The organism is Pseudoalteromonas luteoviolacea, from assembly GCF_018100925.1.
Lineage (GTDB): Bacteria > Pseudomonadota > Gammaproteobacteria > Enterobacterales > Alteromonadaceae > Pseudoalteromonas > Pseudoalteromonas obscura.
Genome location: NZ_JAGJEH010000012.1, coordinates 132,925 through 153,118 on the forward strand (window position 1 = coordinate 132,925; position 20,194 = coordinate 153,118).

Below are 20,194 nucleotides of genomic sequence, written 5' to 3' on the forward strand. Positions count from 1 at the left end.
AAATGGCCTTAAAGAAATTTTTAGAAGACATTGAACCTCACTTTGAACCAGGTGGAAAACACGAGAAGTGGTATGCGCTTTACGAAGCCATTGCAACTGTGTTTTATACTCCTGGTTATGTAAACAAAGGCGGCACGCACGTGCGTGATAACATCGACCTAAAACGTATCATGATCTTGGTATGGATGGCGACGTTCCCGGCTATGTTCTTCGGTATGTTCAACATCGGTCACCAAGCTGCAATCGCTATTGGTAATGGTTTTGACATCGCAACTACTTGGCAAGCTGGTATTTTCCAAGCATTAGGTGGTGAGCTGACAGCAACTTCCGGCTGGGCAGCGAAAATGTTTTATGGTGCGTGTTTCTTCCTGCCTATTTACGGAACTGTGTTCATTGTAGGTGGTTTCTGGGAAGTATTATTCGCGTCAGTTCGTAAGCATGAAGTAAACGAAGGTTTCTTCGTAACGTCTGTTTTATTTGCATTGATCCTGCCTGCAACTATTCCTTTATGGCAAGTTGCTCTAGGTATCACATTTGGTGTTGTAGTAGCTAAAGAAGTATTCGGTGGTACAGGCCGTAACTTCCTTAACCCTGCACTAGCTGGTCGTGCGTTCCTATTCTTCGCATACCCAGGTGATATCTCTGGTGACACAGTATGGACAGCAGTAGATTCGTTCTCTGGTGCTACATACCTAGGTCAAGCAGCGATTGGTTCACTAGATTACAGCAACATGCAGTTGTGGTGGAATGCGTTCTACGGCTTTATCCAAGGTTCAGTGGGTGAAACGTCTACGCTAGCACTGGCAATTGGTGGCTTGTTCTTAATGTATGTTCGTATCGCGTCATGGCGTATCGTACTAGGTACTTTCCTAGGTATGGTTGTGATGGCTACACTTTTGAACGTGATTGGTTCAGATACGAACCCAACATTTGCTATGCCTTGGCATTGGCACTTAGTACTTGGTGGTTTTGCATTTGGTATGTTCTTTATGGCGACAGACCCTGTTTCAGCGTCTTTCACTGACAAAGGCAAATGGGCATACGGTGCATTAATTGGTGTTATGGTTGTACTTATCCGTGTTGTTAACCCGGCATACCCAGAGGGTATGATGTTAGCAATTCTATTCGCTAACCTATTCGCACCACTATTCGACCACTTTGTAGTGCAGTCTAATGTGAAGAGGAGATTGGCACGTGTCTAGTAACAATGAAACTATCGGCAAAACGTTAGGCGTTGTTGTTGGTCTATGTTTAGTGTGTGCAATCGTCGTATCTTTTGCGGCAGTACAATTACGCCCACTACAGCAAGCTAACAAAATTGAAGACGTTCAGCGTAACATTCTAGCTGCAGCTGGTTTTAAAGACGTTGAAAACGTTGCTCAAAAATACAATGAAGTAATTGATGCACGCGTTGTTGACTTTAAATCAGGTGAGTTTGTTGAAACTGATCCTAACTCATTCGATTTTACAATGACTAAGTTTGATGCGGAGCGAAGCTTTGCACTTCCAAAAGAAGAAGACTTAGCTGGTGTACTTCGTATGACTCATGAGTCTCCTGTATACCTTGCTAAAGACAGCAATGGTCAGGTTGAATCAGTGATCCTTCCTATTCAAGGTTACGGTCTTTGGGGCATCATGTATGGTTTCATCGCACTTGAACTTGATACAAAAACCATTAAAGCTATCAACTTCTATCAGCATAACGAAACTGCTGGTCTTGGTGGAGAAATCCAGAACCCTAAGTGGACAGCTACTTGGGAAGGCAAACAACTACCGGTTGATATCGTAAAAGGCACTGCTGGCAGCGATGTAAACAAAGTTGATGGCATCTCTGGTGCAACACTGACGTCGAATGGTGTTGAAAACACATTCAAGTTCTGGACAGGCGATAAAGCGTTTGGTCCATTCCTAGCGAAAGTACGTGAAGGGGCATTGAACTAATGGCTAATGCAAAAGAAATGAAGGAAGTCTTGTTAGGACCAGTCTTCGCAAACAACCCGATTGCTCTGCAAGTATTGGGTATTTGTTCTGCGCTAGCGGTTACTTCAAGCCTTAAAAATGCGCTTATCATGTCACTAGCTTTGACTGTGGTAACTGCGTTTTCAAGCTTATTTATCTCGTTGATCCGTAATCACATTCCGTCAAGTGTACGTATCATCGTTCAAATGACGATTATCGCATCGTTGGTAATCGTTGTTGACCAAACACTTCAAGCATTTGTTTATGCAACAGCTAAAGAACTTACCGTATTCGTTGGTCTAATTATTACCAACTGTATCGTAATGGGCCGTGCTGAAGCATATGCTATGAAGTCGCCACCGCTTATGTCTTTCTTAGACGGTATCGGTAACGGTCTTGGTTACTCTGTAGTTCTACTTACAATTGGTTTTGTTCGTGAACTATTCGGTGCAGGTGCACTATTTGGTGTTGAAATTCTTCCACTTGTTGCTGACGGTGGTTGGTACCAGCCAATGGGTCTATTAATTATGCCATTCAGTTCATTCTTCTTAGTTGGTTTCTTCATTTGGGTACTACGTACTTATAAGAAAGACCAAGTAGAAGCGAAGGCATAAGGGGAGAAAGATGGAACATTATCTTAGCTTATTTGTAAAAGCTGTTTTCATTGAAAACTTAGCGCTATCTTTCTTCTTAGGTATGTGTACATTCCTTGCGGTATCTAAGAAAGTAACGACCTCGTTTGGTCTTGGTGTTGCTGTAATCTTTGTACTAGGTGTGGCTGTACCGGTAAACAACATTGTTTATCACGCAGTACTTGCACCAGGTGCGCTAGAGTGGCTTGGTTTCCCTGAAGCTGACTTGAGCTTCCTGAAATTCCTGACTTTCATCGGTGTAATTGCTGCACTAGTACAGATCCTAGAGATGACTTTGGACAAGTTCTTCCCTGCGCTATATAACGCGCTTGGTATTTTCTTGCCTCTTATCACTGTAAACTGTGCGATTTTCGGTGCGGTAGCATTCATGGTTGAGCGTAACTACAACCTAGCAGAATCAGTCGTATTCGGCGTCGGTTCTGGTGTGGGTTGGGCGCTTGCAATTGTATTGCTAGCAGGTCTTCGTGAGAAGATGAAGTATGCTGATATTCCTGACGGTCTTCGTGGTTTAGGTATTACCTTTATCACTGTAGGTCTCATGGGCTTTGGCTTCTTGTCATTCTCTGGTATTTCACTTTAATTAGCGAGGAAACTATACGATGGAAACGATTGTATTAGGCGTAAGTATGTTCATCGCTATCGTTGTGATCTTGGTGCTAGTCATCATCGCAGCGAAATCGAAGCTTGTACCAAGCGGTGACATCACGATTGGCATCAATGGCGATGCTGACAAAGCAATTACTTCAGCACCAGGTGGTAAGCTACTAGGCTCACTAGCTGATGCAGGTATCTTCATTTCATCAGCATGTGGTGGTGGTGGTTCTTGTGGCCAGTGTCGCGTACATGTTCATTCTGGTGGTGGTGATATCCTTCCTACAGAGCTTGACCACATTACTAAAGGTGAAGCGCGTGAAGGTTGTCGTCTAGCGTGTCAGGTTGCTGTTAAGACTGACATGGAAATCGAAGTAGAAGAGTCTATCTTCGGTGTTAAGAAGTGGGAATGTACAGTTATCTCTAACGATAACAAAGCGACATTCATCAAAGAGCTTAAGCTTGGTATCCCTGAGGGTGAGGTTGTACCTTTCCGTGCAGGTGGTTATATCCAGATTGAAGCGCCAGCTCACCACGTTAAATACGCTGACTTCGATATTCCTGACGAATATCGTGGTGACTGGGAGCGTTTCGGTTTCTTCAACCTTGAGTCTAAGGTCGATGACGAAACAATTCGTGCATACTCAATGGCTAACTACCCAGAAGAGTTTGGCATCATTATGCTTAACGTACGTATTGCAACTCCGCCGCCAAATAACCTAAGCCTACCTTGTGGTAAGATGTCATCGTACATCTGGTCACTAAAAGAAGGTGATAAAGTCACTATCTCTGGTCCATTCGGTGAATTCTTCGCGAAAGAAACTGATGCAGAAATGGTATTCGTTGGTGGTGGTGCAGGTATGGCACCAATGCGTTCACACATCTTCGACCAGCTTAAGCGTCTTAACTCAGACCGTAAGATGTCTTTCTGGTACGGTGCACGTTCTAAGCGTGAGATGTTCTACGTAGAAGACTTTGACGGCCTAGCAGCTGACAACGACAACTTTGAATGGCACGTAGCGCTTTCAGATCCTCAACCAGAGGACAACTGGGAAGGTTACACAGGCTTCATCCACAACGTATTACTAGAAAACTATCTGAAGGACCATGAAGCGCCTGAAGATTGTGAGTTCTACATGTGTGGTCCACCGATGATGAACGCGGCTGTTATCAACATGCTGAAAGATCTTGGTGTTGAAGACGAAAACATCCTACTTGATGACTTCGGTGGTTAATTAGGTAATTAGATATGATGAAATGTCGTATTTAATAAGATTAAACCCCTAGGGCATTCCCTAGGGGTTTTTTTATACGTTTTAAGGACTAAAAAGTAGATGCAAAAACTTGGCTCTTTATTCTCTGTTATTTTTTTAGTGGTTTTCTTGTCCGCTTGTGGGCAACAGCAATCTCAGCAAAAGCCGGTTGAAATAAACGGCAAAACTATGGGGACGACCTACAATATTAAAGTTTTCCCTGGTCCAATAGCATTAGAAGCGGACCGTTTTAAAAAAGAAGTCGATGAAACCTTGGTTGCTGTTAACCAATCTATGTCGACATATATCCCGGACTCTGAAATTAACCGATTTAACCGCCTCGACGCAAATACAGTGATGCCAATCAGCGGTGACTTTCGAACGGTTGTCGCTGAGTCTATTCGTTTAGGGGAGTCGACTAAAACCTTAGATGTGACAATGGGCCCACTGATTGATTTATGGGGCTTCGGTCCGGATAAAAGACCTACCAAAAGGCCATTACAATCAGAAATTGAAGCTATGCAGGCAAACATCGGGGTGAATAAACTTCAGCTCACCTCAGAAGGTCTTGCTAAAACTTTGCCTCATTTAGAGCTGTCATTTTCAGCTACGGCTAAAGGTTACGGCATTGACAAAGTCGCTGAGTTAATCGAGAAAAAAGGGTTTTCAAATTATATGGTAGAGATCGGCGGTGAACTTCGAATTTCGGGCAGTAAGCCGGAAGGTGTACCATGGCGTATCGCCATCGAAAAACCGGATGCGCCTGCAGGGCAACGTCAAATTCACCGTGTTGTAGAGCCAGGTAATAATGCCATCGCGACATCTGGGGATTATCGAATTTTCTACGAAATGGACGGGGAAGTATTTACGCATTTAATTGACCCAGGTACAGGTAAGCCTGTACGTCATGACTTGGTGTCTGTGACGGTGTTGCATCCATCTGCAATGACAGCCGATGGGCTGGCTACAGCGCTCACTGTGATGGGAACGCAACGAGCAAGAGCATATGCTGAAGAACATAATCTGCCAGTATATTTGATTAGTAAAACCGATGCTGGGCTAGAGACATTTTCAAGTACTGCTTTTGAACCGTATTTAGATGTAAAAAAGTAATCAGTGAATTAGGCTAAATATCATTGCTTTTAGTGTGGTAAATTCATTCAACTTTGGCAGATTTAGATATATAATATCGAAAGTATACCGTCAGTTGCTTGGATGTTGACCAAGCTAGTTTATTGAGGGGCCTTTGCCTATGTCACTATTTATTCTTACCTTTGGATTACTTGTATTGATTGCTGCAGCTATGGCTGTGGGTGTAATAGTTCAGAAAAAATCAATGGCAAGCAGCTGTGGTGGCCTAGGTTCAATGGGTATCGACAAAATTTGTGATTGTGATGACCCATGTGACAAGCGTAAAAAGCGCTTGGCGAAAGAACAGTCTTGGCGCGAAAATCAAATTTTGTAAATCGATTTAAAAACGCAGGGGATCCTGCGTTTTTATTGTCTGTTTGATCAGATGATTCAAACTCTTTATTTTATTCGTCATACCGAAACAACCCAGTCGGGCATGCTGTTGGGTAAGACTGACTCACCGCTGACCAGTACTAGCCATCAGCAATTGCTTACTATTTTTGACTCTCTTCCCAAGCCTGATAGAGTGATCAGTTCTCCAAAACTTCGTTGTTTGGCGCCTGCACAAGCATATGCTGAAAAATCCGGACTCGCCCTATCGATAAAAAGTGAGTTACAAGAGATGGATTTTGGGCTCTGGGACGGTAAAAGCTATGATTGGTTGTGGCAAAATGCTACCGACCCAAGTATTGGTGAATTTTGGCAAAACCCGTGGGATATCGCAGTTCCGGAAGGGGAATCAATGATCACCTTCAATAATAGAATCGCATCGTGGTGGCAAACATTTACTGCAGATCGCACAGATGATACCGTCCTGGTAGTGACCCATGGTGGGGTGATAAAGCAGTTGCTAGCACTTTGGCTCGAGCTGCCCAAAGGTGTCTCAAGTCATTTAAATTGTTTTGAGGTTGGCTATGGCTGCGTGGTTAAAGTAACCGTTTTTTATGATGAAGTTGGCAAGGCATGGCCTAAAGTTGTGTTTTAGCCATCTAGACTTCATAATACACAAAATTATTTCGACATCGCTTGGGAATGAGGTGTAAACCCTCAGCTGTCCCCGCAACTGTGAGTGCGTCAGTTTGACTAGCCGCACAAAGCCAGATACCAAGGTTGAGATAACAGCTTAAGCGGGCGCACTTAAGTTACATCCACATGTTTCATTTGTATTGCAAGCTGTAGTGATGTGTGCCCGAAGAAGAGGAATTATGGCGGCAGCACAAGTATCAGTTAGTAACCTACACCTAGTTATCAATAATAAATCCATTTTAACTGACATGAGTTTTTCCATAGAACAGGGTCGGTTTCTTGGGTTAATAGGTCCAAATGGAGCTGGAAAATCCTCATTGCTACGATGTCTATACCGCTTTCAGGAACCAACATCTGGTGCCATTAAGATAGATGGTAAAAATATCGCGGAGTTTAATCGGCAAGATTACGCACGCAAAGTCGCGGCTGTGCTGCAAGAGATCCCTAGTCAGTTTAATCTAGGGGTGTTTGATGTAGTCGCGATGGGTTTGACGCCTCATAAAAGTCTATTTGCGAGTGTATCTCTGCGCGATAAACAGGCCATTCAAGAAGCGCTATCAAAAGTGGGGCTGACTCATAAACAGAAGCAATCTTACGAATCGTTGTCAGGTGGTGAGAAACAGCGTGTCATGATTGCAAGAGCAATTGTGCAAAGCCCAAGTTTGTTACTGATGGATGAGCCGACCAGTCATTTAGATGTGAAATATCAAATTGAAATTATGGCATTGGCAAAATCATTGGGGATCACGGTAGTGGCTTCCTTCCATGATTTGAATCTCGCTGCTGCGATATGTGATTCAATTTTGGTTGTAGATAAAGGAAAGTTGGTTGCGCACGGTTCTCCACAAAATGTAGTCTCATCATCAATGCTCGCACAGGTTTTTGGTGTCAATGCGGATGTAACGTTACAGCAGTGTGCTAAGCGTGAGCATGTTATTCCCCATATTCGTTATCAATATCAGCAACCTGCAATTATTAGGGGCATACCAAGGAGTCAGCCATGAGGTTTGCCGCAAGCAGTGTCCTGTTGTTGGCTTGTTTGTTTAGCTTCGTTTGTAGTTTGAGCATTGGGGCCGTGCAAGTTGACTTTTACGATGTATGGTTAGCACTCTGGTCGTATGACAACACACAACTAGCGCAAAAAATCGTTATAGAGCTCAGGCTTCCGAGAGCCATTCTCGCATTTTTGGCTGGTGCGGGGTTGGCGACAGCAGGACTGATTTTACAAACAGTCACTCGTAATCCTCTTGCTGATCCATATCTTTTTGGCATTTCTTCAGGTGCTTCGTTTGGTGTGGTTTTATTACTCACCTTGTTTGGGATACAAAGTGGGTTAGCTATGTCAGGGGCGGCATTACTTGGCAGTATATGCGCAATGAGTTTACTGCTTTTGATTGCTTACCATAAAGGAACCGCACAAATAGAAAATATGCTACTTGCTGGCGTTGCGCTGTCTTTCTTGTTTAATGCGTTCACTAGTTTGCTTCTGTATTGGAGTGACCCCCAAGCGGTTAGCGCCATTATATTTTGGAGCCTAGGCAGCTTTAGTCGGGCTGATTGGGTTTGGATGTGGCTACCTTCGATTGTCGTAATAAGTGGGTTGGTGATTGTAATTTGCTTTAGACGACATTTAAATGCGTTGCTTTTGGGTGACGAAAGTGCTGTTACGCTGGGGGTCAATGTTCACCGATTACGCTTGGGTATGTTACTGGTAAGTTCTTTGTTGACTGCTGTGTTAGTTGCAGCGTGTGGTGGTGTCGGATTTGTCGGGTTAATGATCCCCCATATTGTGCGTTTTTTCATTTCTCAAGCTCGTGTACTCGGTATGATAGTTACCGCTTTAAGCGGTGGGTTACTGATGCTGTGGGTTGATGTCGTAGCGCGTATCATCATTGAAAATCAAGAGTTACCCATTGGCGTTATCACTGCAGCAATTGGTAGCGTATTTTTTCTTTCTCTGCTTATGTTCCGAAAACGCACCGCAAGTATTTAATGAGGCTTAAAATGATCTCACCTTTGGATTTAACGCACAGCAATTACATTCAGCAAAAAATGGATATGAAGACCAAACCCAAAGGCTCTTTGGGTAAACTAGAAGCGCTAGCAAAACAACTGGTTTTGATTTACGCCCAAGGTATTGGAGAGCGGTCTCTTTCGTCAATGCAGTTTGCAATTAAAGAGCCAAGCATCAGTGTGTTTGCAGGCGATCATGGTATAGCGAAAGAAGGTGTCTCGATAGCGCCTAGCGAAGTCACCGGTCAAATGGTTGCTAACTTTGCAAGCGGTGGGGCCGCTATTTGTGTTTTAGCTCGTCAGTTAGGGTGGCATTTAAACATTGTTGATTGCGGAATTCTAACACCAGTGCCAATGAGCAATGTCGTCGATAGCCGACTCGGTACAATAACAGCGCCATTCCACCATCGACGTGCTATGAGCTTGGCCCAAGTAGAAGCTGGGTTTGTGAGCGCCAAGCGGCTGGTTGAATCTGACATACAGCGCGGCAGCAATCTTTTTGCATTTGGAGAAATGGGGATAGGTAACACAACCTCGGCTGCTGCGATATTTTCAGCTATGTCTGGACTGCCTCCCTCACAGACTGTTGGGCAGGGGACAGGAGTCTGTCAGGAGGTTGTCGATAAGAAGCAACGTTTAGTGGAGCAGGCGTTAGCAAAGCACAAGCTCGATAGCACCAAACCCGAAGAGGTTTTACTGTCTGTTGGTGGGTTTGAAATTGTTCATATAGTTGGCGCAATATTGGCCGCCGCTGAAGCAAAAAAACCAGTTGTGATTGATGGTTATATCGCTACGGCTGCAGCCATACTGGCAATTGCGATGGAACCACATTGCAAGCAATATATGATATTCGCCCATTGCTCAAACGAGCAAGGGCATAGGAAAATGTTGGACTATTTAGAGGTCGAGCCATTATTGCATTTAGATATGCGATTGGGTGAGGGCAGTGGTGCAGCACTTGCTCTGCCGATAATTCAAAGTTCACTCGCAATTTATAATGAGATGGCGAGCTTTTCAGACGCGCAAGTAACTCAAGTTGTAAAATGATATGAGACAACTCTCCCTATTTAAACTTGCAGTTGTTTTTCTCACTCGCGTGCCAATCAAACTAAGTGGCCCCGTGAGTGATGAGCACATCAATCGAGCTACTAGGTATTTTGCTTGTGTGGGTTTGTGTATCGGTGTGTTGATGGCATTACTTCTTTGGGCTATGTCATTATTCTTGCCATTTGGTGTAGTCATTGTATTTACACTTGGTGCGAGTTTACTCCTTACTGGCGCATTTCATGAGGATGGATTTGCGGACGTTTGGGACGGTTTTGGCGGTGGGTGGAGTAGGCAACAAAAACTCGACATTATGAAAGATAGTCGTCTGGGTACCTATGGTAGTGTGGCGTTACTAATATTGCTGCTCAGTAAATTTCAGCTCATGCTTGCACTGAGCGAAAACTTATCGGCACTGTTGTGCAGTGTCGTGCTTGCACAGACCCTGAGTCGGGTTAGTGCAACGAGCTTAATTGGTAAACTACCCTACGTTCAGCTTGATTCACAAAGTAAAGTAAAGCCGATTGCAAAAAGCTTAAATGCTCAATGTCGCACAATTTTGTATGTCACAGGGGGCGTGGTGTTATTTCTGACTTATCTGCTGTCTCTGATGTCTATCTGGCAAATTGTTACTCTCATTGCCACTTTGTGGGTGACACGCGGGTTATGTCAGCTATGGTTTAAACATCAACTTGGTGGGTACACAGGAGATTGTTTAGGTGCAGCGCAGCAGGTTTCGGAAATTGCCATTTATACTTATTGCGTGGTGAGCTTTTTATGACTAGACGCGTAGAATTCATCCTTGGCGGTGCTCGTTCTGGAAAAAGTTCGATGGCGGAGCTCCGAGCACAAAGCTGGTTGGCTTCAGGCAATGTTCAAGAGCTGATTTATCTGGCAACGGCTCAGGGTAAAGATGAAGAAATGGCATGCAGAATTATGCATCATAAAGCCAATAGAGACCCCTGCTGGCAAGTCATTGAGTGCCCTTGGCACATAGCGCCCATTATCGCTCAATTAAAACCTTCGCAATGCGTACTTGTAGATTGCTTAACACTCTGGTTGACATACGGCTTGTGTGAGGTTGAGTGGTCGGAATATCAAACACAAAAAAAGCACCTGATTGACGCGTTGTTAGCGACTTCTGGAAGCGTGATACTTGTGAGTAATGAAGTGGGTCATGGCATCGTACCTTTGGGTGAATTAAGTCGACAATTTGTCGATGAGTCGGGGCGTTTGAATCAAGAAGTTGCGGGCATTGCCGATCAAGTGGACTTTGTGATGGCGGGTTTGGCATTAAATTTAAAACGTGGTTTAAAATGAAAACAATAATGGTTCAGGGGACTACCTCTGATGCAGGTAAAAGCACTTTGGTGGCTGGTTTATGCCGTTTGGCTGCAAGAAAGGGCATGCAAGTCGCCCCGTTTAAGCCGCAAAATATGGCGCTTAATAGTGCGGTTACTCCTTGCGGAGGAGAGATCGGGCGAGCACAGGCGCTCCAAGCCATGGCTGCAAAAGTCCCATTAAGTGTCGACTTTAATCCAATTTTGCTAAAGCCTAACTCGGACACTGGTGCACAGGTCATTGTGCATGGTCATGCACTGACTAATATGGAAGCGGCTGGGTATCAGGATTATAAAGGGGTTGCTATGCAGGCCGTATTGGCGTCTCACCAAAGGTTGGGCCAGTCTTATCAGCTCTGTTTGGTAGAGGGAGCGGGAAGTCCGGCAGAAATCAACCTCAGAGAAAATGATATCGCCAATATGGGGTTTGCGTGTGAAGTAAATTGTCCAGTTATTATCATTGCTGATATCGATAAAGGAGGTGTATTCGCACATCTAGTTGGTACTTTAGCACTGTTAAGTGAACAAGAGCAGGCGTTGGTGCAAGGTTTTGTTATCAATCGATTTAGGGGTGATATCGGGTTACTACAATCCGGCTTAGATTGGCTAGAGGAGTATACTGGTAAACCAGTATTGGGTGTTTTGCCTTATCTACATGATTTAGCCTTAGATGCAGAAGATGCGGTAACAATAGAAAATCGAACAGAGAACGCCAGTTTGAATATTGCTGTTTTACTATTGCCTCATATTAGTAATCATACCGACTTTGATAGTCTTAGGCTAAACCCCAAGGTGGATTTGAGATATGTTCGCCATGGAGAAAAAATCGGAAACGTTGATCTCATCATCATTCCAGGTAGTAAAAATGTCACTAGTGATTTGGCTTTTTTGTGTAGTGAAGGGTGGGATCAGGAAATTAAGCGTCACTTGAGGTATCAAGGAAAAGTATTAGGAATTTGCGGCGGCTTGCAGATGCTCGGGCAAAAAATAGTAGATCCGCTCAATATCGAGTCGTCACAAAAGTTTACTATGGCGCTTGGTTTAGCCGCCTTAACCACCGAATTGAAAGAAACGAAGCAACTGACCAATGTGTCAGGACATTGTTTATTAAACAACGGGAAAGTTGATATATCAGGGTATGAAATTCACTGTGGTCAGAGTGAGGGGGAAGCACTTAAGCGGCCATTTTTAGCTTTCGTCGAACACCCGTTAGGTGCGGCTACGGATGGCTTTATTTCCGAAGATAATTTGATAGCAGGTACTTACTTGCATGGTTTGTTTGATAACCCCGATACCAGTACCGCAATTTTGCAGTGGGCCAGCAATGGTAAATTTGATTGTAGTGGGTTTGATTTGGCGAAACACCGCGAAGCACAATTGGAAAAACTAGCTGATATTTGTGAGCAGCATCTAAATATAGACAAGATTTTTGCACTCGACGTATAGGAGTCAAGTATGACAGACAAAAAACAAGAAAAGCACAAAGAGAGACAACAAAAAGTTAAAGAGCAAGTTGATCAAAAAGTCGCACAGGCCACAATTGAGCAAGGTATTCTTCAAGTGATCACCGGGAACGGGAAAGGTAAGTCGACATCTGGCTTTGGTACAGTGGCGCGTTGTGTCGGCCACGGAATGAAAGCAGCGGTAGTACAATTTATCAAGGGTACTTGGGAATGTGGTGAACGCAATTTATTGGAAAGTGCAGGCGTGCCGTTTGCTGTTATGAAAACAGGCTTTACTTGGGAGACTCAAAATAGAGATACAGATACGCAAGCTGCGCAAGCGACGTGGCAACAAGCGAAGGCTTGGCTTCAGGATGATGAAATTAACTTGGTATTATTAGATGAGCTAACTTATATGGTGAGCTATGACTACTTAGACTTGGATGAAGTGATTGAGGCATTGAATAACAGGCCTAAAATGCAATCAGTGATCATTACGGGTAGAGGAGCACACCGCCGCTTGACCGAATTGGCCGATACGGTAAGTGAAGTCAGGAATGTTAAGCATGCTTTTGAAGCGGGAATTCAAGCACAAAAAGGGTTCGACTACTGATGCTCAAACAGGTTTTTATGCTATCTATATTTGTGCTGCTGTACTCAAATAATACGCAGGCACAATCGGAAAAAGTGTTTAACCGTATAGTCGCATTGGCACCGCATATCGTTGAAAACCTCTATGCAATCGGTGCTGGAAGTAAAATAGTGGGTACTGTTGAATATGCAGATTATCCAGAGGCTGCAAAAAAAATCCCTCGCATTGGTGGGTTTCATGGTATTCAGCTAGAAAAAGTCTTGGCGCTTAAGCCTGATCTGGTGATTGTATGGCAAAGTGGCAACAAAGAAGGGGATATCGAGAAACTAAAATCACTAGGCATCCCAGTTGTTTATAGTGTGGCAAAAGATATTCATCAGGTTCCGAGGGAGTTAATGAAGTTAGGAAAACTGACAGGGCGAGAGGCGCAAGCTAAGTTGAAAGCCGATAAGTTTCTTTCCGATTATCATACTCTTGTTGAAAAGTACAAAAACATGTCGTCACTGGACGTCTTTTATCAATTATGGCCGTCACCTATGATGACGATCAATGGTAATACGTGGATACACCAAACGTTATCAACATGTAAGGTGCGTAATGTCTTTGCTAATGCGACAACAGAGTACCCTCAAATAAGTCTTGAGAATGTCATCGCGAAGCATCCACAAGTCATTATCATTCCAAATGAGCGGGCAAAAAAGCAGCCACAAAAAGTCGACTGGCAGCTATGGACTGAAATTCCAGCGGTTAAGCACAAGCAGTATATTGAAGTCGATGCAGATTTGCTGCACCGCTTTAGCACTCGAATGCTGACAGGAGTGAAAGATATGTGTGATAAACTGCACGCATCACGAACTTACTACGGAAAACGAACATGACAACATGGCAAGAATTGTTGGGAGCAGAAAAACAGCAGCCTTATTTTCAAGATACGATGACCTATGTTGCACAAAGACGCAACGAAGGTGTTGTTGTCTATCCGCCACAAGCGCAGGTGTTTGAAGCTTTTAAAGTGACAGAACTCAATGAGGTTAAAGTGGTAATACTGGGCCAAGACCCTTACCATGGCCCCAACCAAGCTCACGGGTTATGTTTTTCAGTATTGCCCGGTGTTAAGGCACCGCCTTCTCTTGCTAACATGTACAAAGAGTTGGCAACAGATATCACTGGGTTTACGATACCCGATCACGGCTATTTATTGCCTTGGGCAAAGCAAGGGGTATTGTTGCTAAATACGGTATTGACCGTAGAGCAGGGTCAAGCACATTCGCATAAACATTTAGGGTGGGAGCGCTTTACCGATGTGGTGATAGCACAGCTTAATGAGCATTGTGAAGGCGTTGTATTTCTTTTATGGGGCGCACATGCCCAGAAAAAAGGAAAGGCAATTGATGAGTCGCGCCATCATGTATTGCATGCGCCACATCCATCTCCTCTATCCGCTCACAGAGGATTCTTTGGTTGTCAACATTTCTCTAAAACCAACAAACTACTAGAGTCAATGGGTAAAAGCCCCATTAACTGGCAAGTATAATCAAGTTACTGGCATGCTTTCGCATGCCAGTGCATACGGTCAGACAAACAAAAGGCTCTAATTTATAGAGCCTTTTTGTTATATAAAATCGAGTTCGTCTAAATCGACGCTGTCTGCGAATATGTCTAGTTCTTCCAATTCCTTACGAAGGCGTTGTCGGTCTTTAAGCGCTTCTATTTCACGCCACTTTCTTTTTTTCCCCTTCGATGAGGCTTTCTTTTTTGGTTCCGGACTTTCTATTACTTCTATCATATCGTCTAGGCTATCCATGAATATCTCCTATTGATGTACTAACCTCAAAACATGTGTTTTAGCATTACCCCATTTGCACGAAAAACACACTTGAGTAATGCTGGTATACCACAGACAGTAGAAAAATAAAACACTAATATGTATTTAAAGTGAAAACAAGGTGACAGTTTAATTACAGAAATCGATTGAGGAAATATTGCAGTTTTTGAATGAAACGTGGCTCTGGTTAGGGTACTATAGTGCCTCAAAAATAAATAAGTAATGGAAATATTTATGAAAAAAGCAATACTAGCCTCTTCTCTTTTGTTCGCTTCTCTTAACGCTATGGCTAACCCATCTGGCAAGTCAATAGATCTTGTTTTTCACTGTGGTGAAAACTTTGCGATTTCAGCTGGTGGTAAGCTATACCTACTAGACAGCACAGCCTTTTCTGAAGCCCAGTACAACCGTTTGTATAGCATGGCAATGACCATGGTAACGACAGGCAAAGCTGCGGGGAGTGTATTCACTTCTGGTGGTACAATCAGGTGGTGTGGTAACGATGTGACTAAGATTACAAACTTAAGCATGCGTCGATAATCTGCGGCATGCTGTAGAGCAATAAAAAAAGCGCCTTTGGCGCTTTTTTACATTTTAACCAAATTATAATTTGGTCACTTCTGACTCTAAAATTTCCTGAGCATGCGCAAATGCTCTTATACCCTCTGCGAGTTTTTCAGTAGCCATTGCATCTTGGTTATGTAACCAGCGGAACTCACTCTCAGTTAATGGAGCTGGCTTCTCAGCGCTAGCTTGGGCATTTTCCAGCAAGTAGTCTTCGGTTGCAGGTAATTCACCAAGCTCTTCTAATAGAGCTGGGCTGATTGTCAGTTTATCACACCCAGTCAGTGCAACGATTTCTCCAGTGTTACGGAAGCTTGCACCCATTACGACTGTTTTATAACCGTGGCGTTTGTAGAAATCGTAAATGGTACGAACAGATTGTACACCTGGGTCGTCTAGCGGATCAGTTGGCTTATCAACACCATGGGCAACGTGCCAGTCAAGAATACGGCCAACAAATGGTGAGATAAGAAATACATTTGCGTCCGCGCATGCGCGTGCCTGAGCTTGGCTAAATAGCAGTGTTAAGTTACATTTAACGCCCTGCTTTTCTAACTCTTCAGCTGCTTTAATACCTTCCCAAGTTGAAGCTATCTTGATGAGGATTTTGTCTTTGCTTACACCTTGCTCTTCATATAGTGCTAGCAGTTGTTGTGCCTTTGCAATGGTTGCCTGTGTATCGAATGACAAACGAGCATCAACCTCTGTTGAAATATAACCCGGAACAATGCTTGCGATTTCTTTGCCAATTAATACAGCGAAATAATCACAGGCCAACTCAACTTGCTTTTGCTCGTCTTGCTCATGAGATTTTGCGTAATCTAACGCTTGTTTTAGAAACGGCTGATAGGCAGGCGTTTGTGCTGCTTTAAGTAAAAGTGATGGATTAGTTGTTGCGTCTTCCGGTTGGTGTTTACGGATCGCTTCGATGTCGCCAGTATCGGCAACAATCGACGAATGCTGTTTTAGCCTATCTAATGCTGAAGTCATGCTGTCCTCATTCCTATATTTGCAGCTATAAATAAAATTACACACCTTATGTTGCAATACCGTGATCAGCTTTTATAGGTCAAATGTCCGCATGACTTATATCATATGGTTTTGTCCTAGCCGGTTTTGGTCATTTTTATAATAAGGCGAGTTATGTTTACCCACAGTAAGGTGCTGTCTATTACCTAGTGGTTACGTGACTGAGCAACTGAAGGCGGAAGATTTTACGCTTGCGATCAACTGTGGATAGTGTTGAAATTGACATTAATCAATATTTAAGTCAATAGGCTATCAATGATCACGGTAATTTCACCCGCAAAAAATCTCGATTACGACTCTAGCGTGCCAACAACGCAACACACCCTACCTGAGTTATTGACGCATTCAGAAGCATTAATTTCAGTATGTCGTGATTTAAGTCCTCAAGAAATCGGCAGTTTAATGAAAATCAGCGATAAACTGGCTGGTTTAAATGCGGCGAGATTTGCCGAGTGGTCACAGCCTTTTACCATTGATAATGCAAGACAAGCCATTTTTGCATTTAATGGTGATGTATACGCAGGTTTAGATGCCACCAGCTTACCGCAAAATGTTTTGGAGCATACGCAGCAGCATTTACGGATTTTATCTGGCTTGTATGGGCTGTTGAGACCTTTGGATCTTATGCAAGCATACCGTTTAGAAATGGGTACTAAGCTTGCCAATTCACGAGGGAAAAACCTCTATGAGTTTTGGGGCAGCATTATTGCAGATAAGCTTAATGAAGCTCTGGCAGAGTCAGATTCAAAGCAGCTTGTTAACCTTGCTTCTAATGAGTATTTTAAAGCAGTTGATAAAAAGGCGCTGAAAGCAGATATTATCACGCCAGTATTTAAAGACTGCAAGAATGGTCAGTATAAAGTGATCAGTTTTTATGCTAAAAAAGCACGAGGAATGATGGCAAGATATATTATGGAAAATAAAATAAATGATATCGAGTCATTAAAGGAATTTAACACTTCCGGTTATTACTTTAGCGAAGAAGCGACAACTAAAGCCAATGAGCCGGTATTTTTAAGAGAAGAGCAGGCATGAAAAAAATAGTAGCTATTGGGCTTTTTATATTATTACAAGGATGTGGTACACGAGTGTCAATTTTAAACTCCAGTGGTGAAATTTCATGTCAACATAAACAGCAAGAGTGCCTTAGCATATGTAAAGAAGATGGACTTACACAACCATGTGCACAGCAATGCCAAGCAGAATCAATCTGTGAAGTTACTCCGCACCCCGACGTAGAAGTATATTAGTAATTTGGTCCGATTTATAAAGTTCACAGGCAGTATGCCTTGAACAAAAATGTTTTCTTACTAGCTTGCTGCCAAGGACTGATGACGACTGGGAATATTTTGTTAGTCACCATCTGTGCTTTAGTGGGCCAAATGTTAAGCTCGTCAGCGTCATTGACAACCCTGCCAGTTGCAACGCAAATGTTTGGGTTGTTGCTCACAACTGTACCAGCATCTTTGGTAATGGCTAAAACTGGCCGAAAGTTAGGTTTCAGCATTGGCAATCTTATCGGTATATCTGGGGCTGTGATGGGATTTGGGGCCCTCTTGAGTAGTCAGTTTTATCTCTTTTGTTTAGCAACTTTCTTGATTGGCATCGGTATTGGCTTTGCGACTTTGTATCGTTTTGCTGCGATCGAAGCTAGCGATAAACCTGCCCGGGCAATCTCGATGATTATGGCAAGTGGCGCGATTGCAGCAGTACTAGGACCAAATTTAGCTGTTTGGGTAAATAATTATCTACCTGAAATTAACTATGCAAATTCATTTCTGGCTTTGAGTGGCATTTATGTTATCGCGCTAGTTTTGTTACAACTCGTGAGCTTTGACGAGGTGTCAACACAACACACTCAACAAAAGCCAAGAGCAATTAAGAGTATCATTACTCAGCCTCAGTTCGCTGTAGCTGCATTTATCGGTATGGTGAGTTACTCTGTCATGAATTTGTTAATGACAGCGACACCACTAGCCATGCACCGTCATGGTTTCGATCTGGCTGAGCTGGCTATGGTTATTGAGTGGCATGTTTTAGGCATGTTTTTGCCGTCTTTTTTTACTGGCAAACTTATTGAACGCTACGGTTCTATCACAATGATCATTGGCGGCTGTATTTTGATGTTTACGTGTACCTTGATTAACTTAACAGGAGAGAGTCAGTGGCACTTTTTAGTTGCAATGTTGCTCTTAGGTGTCGGTTGGAATTTTATGTTTATCAGTGCTACATCGCTAGTTAGCCAAACATATTTTCCACATGAGCGCGCTAAGTCACAAGCAGCAAACGAATTTTTCGTATTTAGTATGGTTGCGTTGTCATCTTTGTTTGCCGGGTGGATCGAGAGTACTATTGGATGGCAAGCACTCAATATAGGGTCTGCACCGATTTTGATATTGGCGCTGATGGTGTCAATTTGGTTTAAGCGACATACACCCCCTGTGCCACTAGCAAATAGGCTTTAACTACCTCATCCCGGAAGAGCAAGTCACTCTCTTTGTGTCGCTCCCTGTACAGCTGGCAAAATTCAGCGGCACTGTGCGCCGTGTCACTCAATAGATGCGCTGTTTTGTCAGAATACCGCTGATACCAATGCTGTTTTAAGGATATCGGTGTGCTGGGTAATTCATTTAGTATACGTTCACTCAGTACAAAACAAGACTTTCTCGCCAATGCAATCATGTCGTCATTGGCAGCCGCGAGCCAACTGGTCCCTAAACTGTTTACGCATACCAGTGGTATATACGGAGCTAAAGCCGGATAGATGTCGTTTTTATAAATCGTAACTTGCCAGTATTTTCTCGCAATTAGGCAAAATTGCTCAAAGCTTGAAATGGCGCTGAATCCACTGTGTTCAAGTTTGACGATTTCAACACGGGGCTTGTTTGGGTTCACGGTATCATTGGCTGTATCAATATACCAATCACCTAGCAAAATAGCGTTTTGAAAATACTCATCTCTGAGGGATCCCCAAGCTGGTTTTAATGTTTGCCCAAGGTTTAATTCATTTTTCAATATTTGCAGGGGGGCCGATAAAGATGGCATCGCGAGACGCGATTGAAGTAGTTCCAACATTGCATTTCGGATCTCTTTACAGCGACCAAGCGGGTAGGGCTTATCTGAAAAGTACGGATATTGTGCTGTTAGGCGAAGATCTACAATTAAACGTAACTCAGCTAAATATTGTTCAAGGGCTATTTTCTGATTTTCTTCCATGTTGCTGCTTAATTATATAAATAAACTCATTAAATTATAGTTTTGATCTAGATATTGTACAAATGACGCCATCAAAGAGGGTAGGCTACTTGCTGCTTCTTTATTATTTAATATAATGCGCGCTTTAAATTAACGAAGGATAAAAAATGTTTAGAGTTAGTCTTTTTTTACTTGTTGTCTTATTTTCTAAAATCACGTTTGCAAAACAAATTGATACTCAAGTTACTCATGTTGGATGTCACGTAAATAATAATATTTGCTATATCTATATTCCAAAGGTAAATAATAGCTCTGCAATTCCTAGTTCAAACAATTGCCCTAGCAGGCATTTGGACTCAATTCGCTGGGATACATCAAAAATAAAAAATGCAGACGCTATTCTCGCTATATTGTTAGCCGCTCAGGCGACACAAAAGAAAGTATCAATTTGGGTACCGGATGACAGCTCTTCGTGTGTTTCAGGTTTCCCAACCTTATCTTTTGCCCATATCCGAGGCTAAGTTGTATAACGCATTG

General features: G+C 43.1%; 25 protein-coding genes and 1 riboswitch. Of the genes, 22 read left to right on the top strand and 3 right to left on the bottom strand.

Annotated features, from left to right (window positions below; genetic code table 11):
• Positions 1-2: 2 nt before the first annotated feature.
• The 17 genes from J8M00_RS22795 to ung all read left to right on the top strand — a co-directional run bounded on the left by J8M00_RS22795 (position 3) and on the right by ung (position 14,578).
• Positions 3-1,202 (top strand): NADH:ubiquinone reductase (Na(+)-transporting) subunit B, encoded by a 1,200-nt coding sequence (locus tag J8M00_RS22795; RefSeq protein ID WP_211012758.1) that lies wholly within the window; start codon positions 3-5, stop codon positions 1,200-1,202.
• On the top strand, positions 1,195-1,941 hold the full coding sequence (locus J8M00_RS22800; protein ID WP_211012759.1) for a Na(+)-translocating NADH-quinone reductase subunit C: 747 nt from the start codon (positions 1,195-1,197) through the stop codon (positions 1,939-1,941). Before J8M00_RS22795 ends, J8M00_RS22800 begins: the two co-directional genes overlap by 8 nt.
• Positions 1,941-2,573, top strand: a complete 633-nt coding sequence (locus J8M00_RS22805) for an NADH:ubiquinone reductase (Na(+)-transporting) subunit D (protein ID WP_023399565.1) — start codon at positions 1,941-1,943, stop codon at positions 2,571-2,573. The genes J8M00_RS22800 and J8M00_RS22805 overlap by 1 nt, the downstream gene beginning before the upstream one ends.
• Positions 2,574-2,583: 10 nt before the next feature.
• Positions 2,584-3,192, top strand: a complete 609-nt coding sequence (gene nqrE, locus J8M00_RS22810; RefSeq protein ID WP_023399566.1) for an NADH:ubiquinone reductase (Na(+)-transporting) subunit E — start codon at positions 2,584-2,586, stop codon at positions 3,190-3,192.
• A gap of 19 nt (positions 3,193-3,211) precedes the next feature.
• Complete coding sequence (gene nqrF, locus J8M00_RS22815; protein ID WP_211012760.1) at positions 3,212-4,438, top strand: NADH:ubiquinone reductase (Na(+)-transporting) subunit F; 1,227 nt, start codon at positions 3,212-3,214, stop codon at positions 4,436-4,438.
• 99 nt (positions 4,439-4,537) lie between these two features.
• Positions 4,538-5,569, top strand: coding sequence for an FAD:protein FMN transferase (locus tag J8M00_RS22820; RefSeq protein ID WP_211012761.1), 1,032 nt, complete (start codon positions 4,538-4,540; stop codon positions 5,567-5,569).
• A 139-nt stretch (positions 5,570-5,708) separates the two neighbouring features.
• Positions 5,709-5,921, top strand: a complete 213-nt coding sequence (gene nqrM / locus J8M00_RS22825) for a (Na+)-NQR maturation NqrM (RefSeq protein ID WP_023399569.1) — start codon at positions 5,709-5,711, stop codon at positions 5,919-5,921.
• Between the two features lie 51 nt (positions 5,922-5,972).
• Positions 5,973-6,572, top strand: a complete 600-nt coding sequence (locus tag J8M00_RS22830; RefSeq protein ID WP_211012762.1) for a histidine phosphatase family protein — start codon at positions 5,973-5,975, stop codon at positions 6,570-6,572.
• A riboswitch (cobalamin riboswitch) is annotated at positions 6,567-6,711 on the top strand. (Overlaps the previous gene by 6 nt.)
• A gap of 81 nt (positions 6,712-6,792) precedes the next feature.
• Positions 6,793-7,617, top strand: a complete 825-nt coding sequence (locus tag J8M00_RS22835; protein ID WP_211012763.1) for an ABC transporter ATP-binding protein — start codon at positions 6,793-6,795, stop codon at positions 7,615-7,617.
• Positions 7,614-8,606, top strand: a complete 993-nt coding sequence (locus tag J8M00_RS22840; protein ID WP_211012764.1) for a FecCD family ABC transporter permease — start codon at positions 7,614-7,616, stop codon at positions 8,604-8,606. Before J8M00_RS22835 ends, J8M00_RS22840 begins: the two co-directional genes overlap by 4 nt.
• Positions 8,607-8,617: 11 nt before the next feature.
• On the top strand, positions 8,618-9,673 hold the full coding sequence (gene cobT, locus J8M00_RS22845) for a nicotinate-nucleotide--dimethylbenzimidazole phosphoribosyltransferase (protein WP_211012765.1): 1,056 nt from the start codon (positions 8,618-8,620) through the stop codon (positions 9,671-9,673).
• Position 9,674: 1 nt separating this feature from the next.
• Positions 9,675-10,451 carry an adenosylcobinamide-GDP ribazoletransferase gene (locus J8M00_RS22850; protein WP_211012766.1) on the top strand — a complete coding sequence of 259 codons (777 nt, stop codon included), beginning with the start codon at positions 9,675-9,677 and terminating at the stop codon, positions 10,449-10,451.
• Positions 10,448-10,990, top strand: a complete 543-nt coding sequence (gene cobU, locus J8M00_RS22855) for a bifunctional adenosylcobinamide kinase/adenosylcobinamide-phosphate guanylyltransferase (protein WP_211012767.1) — start codon at positions 10,448-10,450, stop codon at positions 10,988-10,990. The genes J8M00_RS22850 and cobU overlap by 4 nt, the downstream gene beginning before the upstream one ends.
• Positions 10,987-12,456, top strand: a complete 1,470-nt coding sequence (locus J8M00_RS22860; RefSeq protein ID WP_211012768.1) for a cobyric acid synthase — start codon at positions 10,987-10,989, stop codon at positions 12,454-12,456. The genes cobU and J8M00_RS22860 overlap by 4 nt, the downstream gene beginning before the upstream one ends.
• A gap of 9 nt (positions 12,457-12,465) precedes the next feature.
• The gene (gene cobO, locus J8M00_RS22865) at positions 12,466-13,065 is read left to right on the top strand and encodes a cob(I)yrinic acid a,c-diamide adenosyltransferase (protein WP_211012769.1); all 600 of its coding nucleotides are present in this window, start codon (positions 12,466-12,468) and stop codon (positions 13,063-13,065) included.
• Positions 13,065-13,922 (top strand): cobalamin-binding protein, encoded by an 858-nt coding sequence (locus tag J8M00_RS22870; protein WP_211012770.1) that lies wholly within the window; start codon positions 13,065-13,067, stop codon positions 13,920-13,922. Before cobO ends, J8M00_RS22870 begins: the two co-directional genes overlap by 1 nt.
• Positions 13,919-14,578 (top strand): uracil-DNA glycosylase, encoded by a 660-nt coding sequence (gene ung, locus J8M00_RS22875; protein ID WP_211012771.1) that lies wholly within the window; start codon positions 13,919-13,921, stop codon positions 14,576-14,578. The genes J8M00_RS22870 and ung overlap by 4 nt, the downstream gene beginning before the upstream one ends.
• Before the next feature lie 78 nt (positions 14,579-14,656).
• Here the strand turns inward: ung and J8M00_RS22880 are convergent, their stop codons facing one another.
• Positions 14,657-14,848, bottom strand: a complete 192-nt coding sequence (locus J8M00_RS22880; protein ID WP_211012772.1) for a DUF3545 family protein — start codon at positions 14,846-14,848, stop codon at positions 14,657-14,659.
• A 255-nt stretch (positions 14,849-15,103) separates the two neighbouring features.
• On the opposite strand from J8M00_RS22880, the gene J8M00_RS22885 reads away from it, so the two are divergent.
• A complete protein-coding gene (locus J8M00_RS22885; RefSeq protein WP_211012773.1) occupies positions 15,104-15,409 on the top strand; it encodes a hypothetical protein in 306 nt (101 codons plus the stop codon).
• A 63-nt stretch (positions 15,410-15,472) separates the two neighbouring features.
• On the opposite strand, the gene tal is transcribed toward J8M00_RS22885, so the two are convergent.
• Entirely contained in the window at positions 15,473-16,423 is a 951-nt protein-coding gene (tal, locus tag J8M00_RS22890) for a transaldolase (RefSeq protein WP_211012774.1), read from the bottom strand.
• Positions 16,424-16,717: 294 nt separating this feature from the next.
• Between tal and yaaA the strand changes: the two genes are divergently transcribed.
• From yaaA to J8M00_RS22905, 3 genes are read left to right on the top strand one after another with little or no spacing between them, the layout of a single operon-like run.
• Positions 16,718-17,497, top strand: a complete 780-nt coding sequence (gene yaaA, locus J8M00_RS22895; RefSeq protein WP_211012775.1) for a peroxide stress protein YaaA — start codon at positions 16,718-16,720, stop codon at positions 17,495-17,497.
• The gene (locus tag J8M00_RS22900) at positions 17,494-17,712 is read left to right on the top strand and encodes a hypothetical protein (RefSeq protein ID WP_211012776.1); all 219 of its coding nucleotides are present in this window, start codon (positions 17,494-17,496) and stop codon (positions 17,710-17,712) included. The genes yaaA and J8M00_RS22900 overlap by 4 nt, the downstream gene beginning before the upstream one ends.
• Before the next feature lie 39 nt (positions 17,713-17,751).
• Entirely contained in the window at positions 17,752-18,927 is a 1,176-nt protein-coding gene (locus J8M00_RS22905) for an MFS transporter (protein ID WP_211012777.1), read from the top strand.
• Here J8M00_RS22905 and J8M00_RS22910 read toward each other — a convergent pair.
• On the bottom strand, positions 18,884-19,678 hold the full coding sequence (locus J8M00_RS22910; protein ID WP_211012778.1) for a hypothetical protein: 795 nt from the start codon (positions 19,676-19,678) through the stop codon (positions 18,884-18,886). The two genes, J8M00_RS22905 and J8M00_RS22910, sit on opposite strands and share 44 nt — an antisense overlap.
• A gap of 146 nt (positions 19,679-19,824) precedes the next feature.
• Between J8M00_RS22910 and J8M00_RS22915 the strand changes: the two genes are divergently transcribed.
• Positions 19,825-20,178, top strand: a complete 354-nt coding sequence (locus J8M00_RS22915) for a hypothetical protein (RefSeq protein ID WP_211012779.1) — start codon at positions 19,825-19,827, stop codon at positions 20,176-20,178.
• Positions 20,179-20,194: the final 16 nt, after the last annotated feature.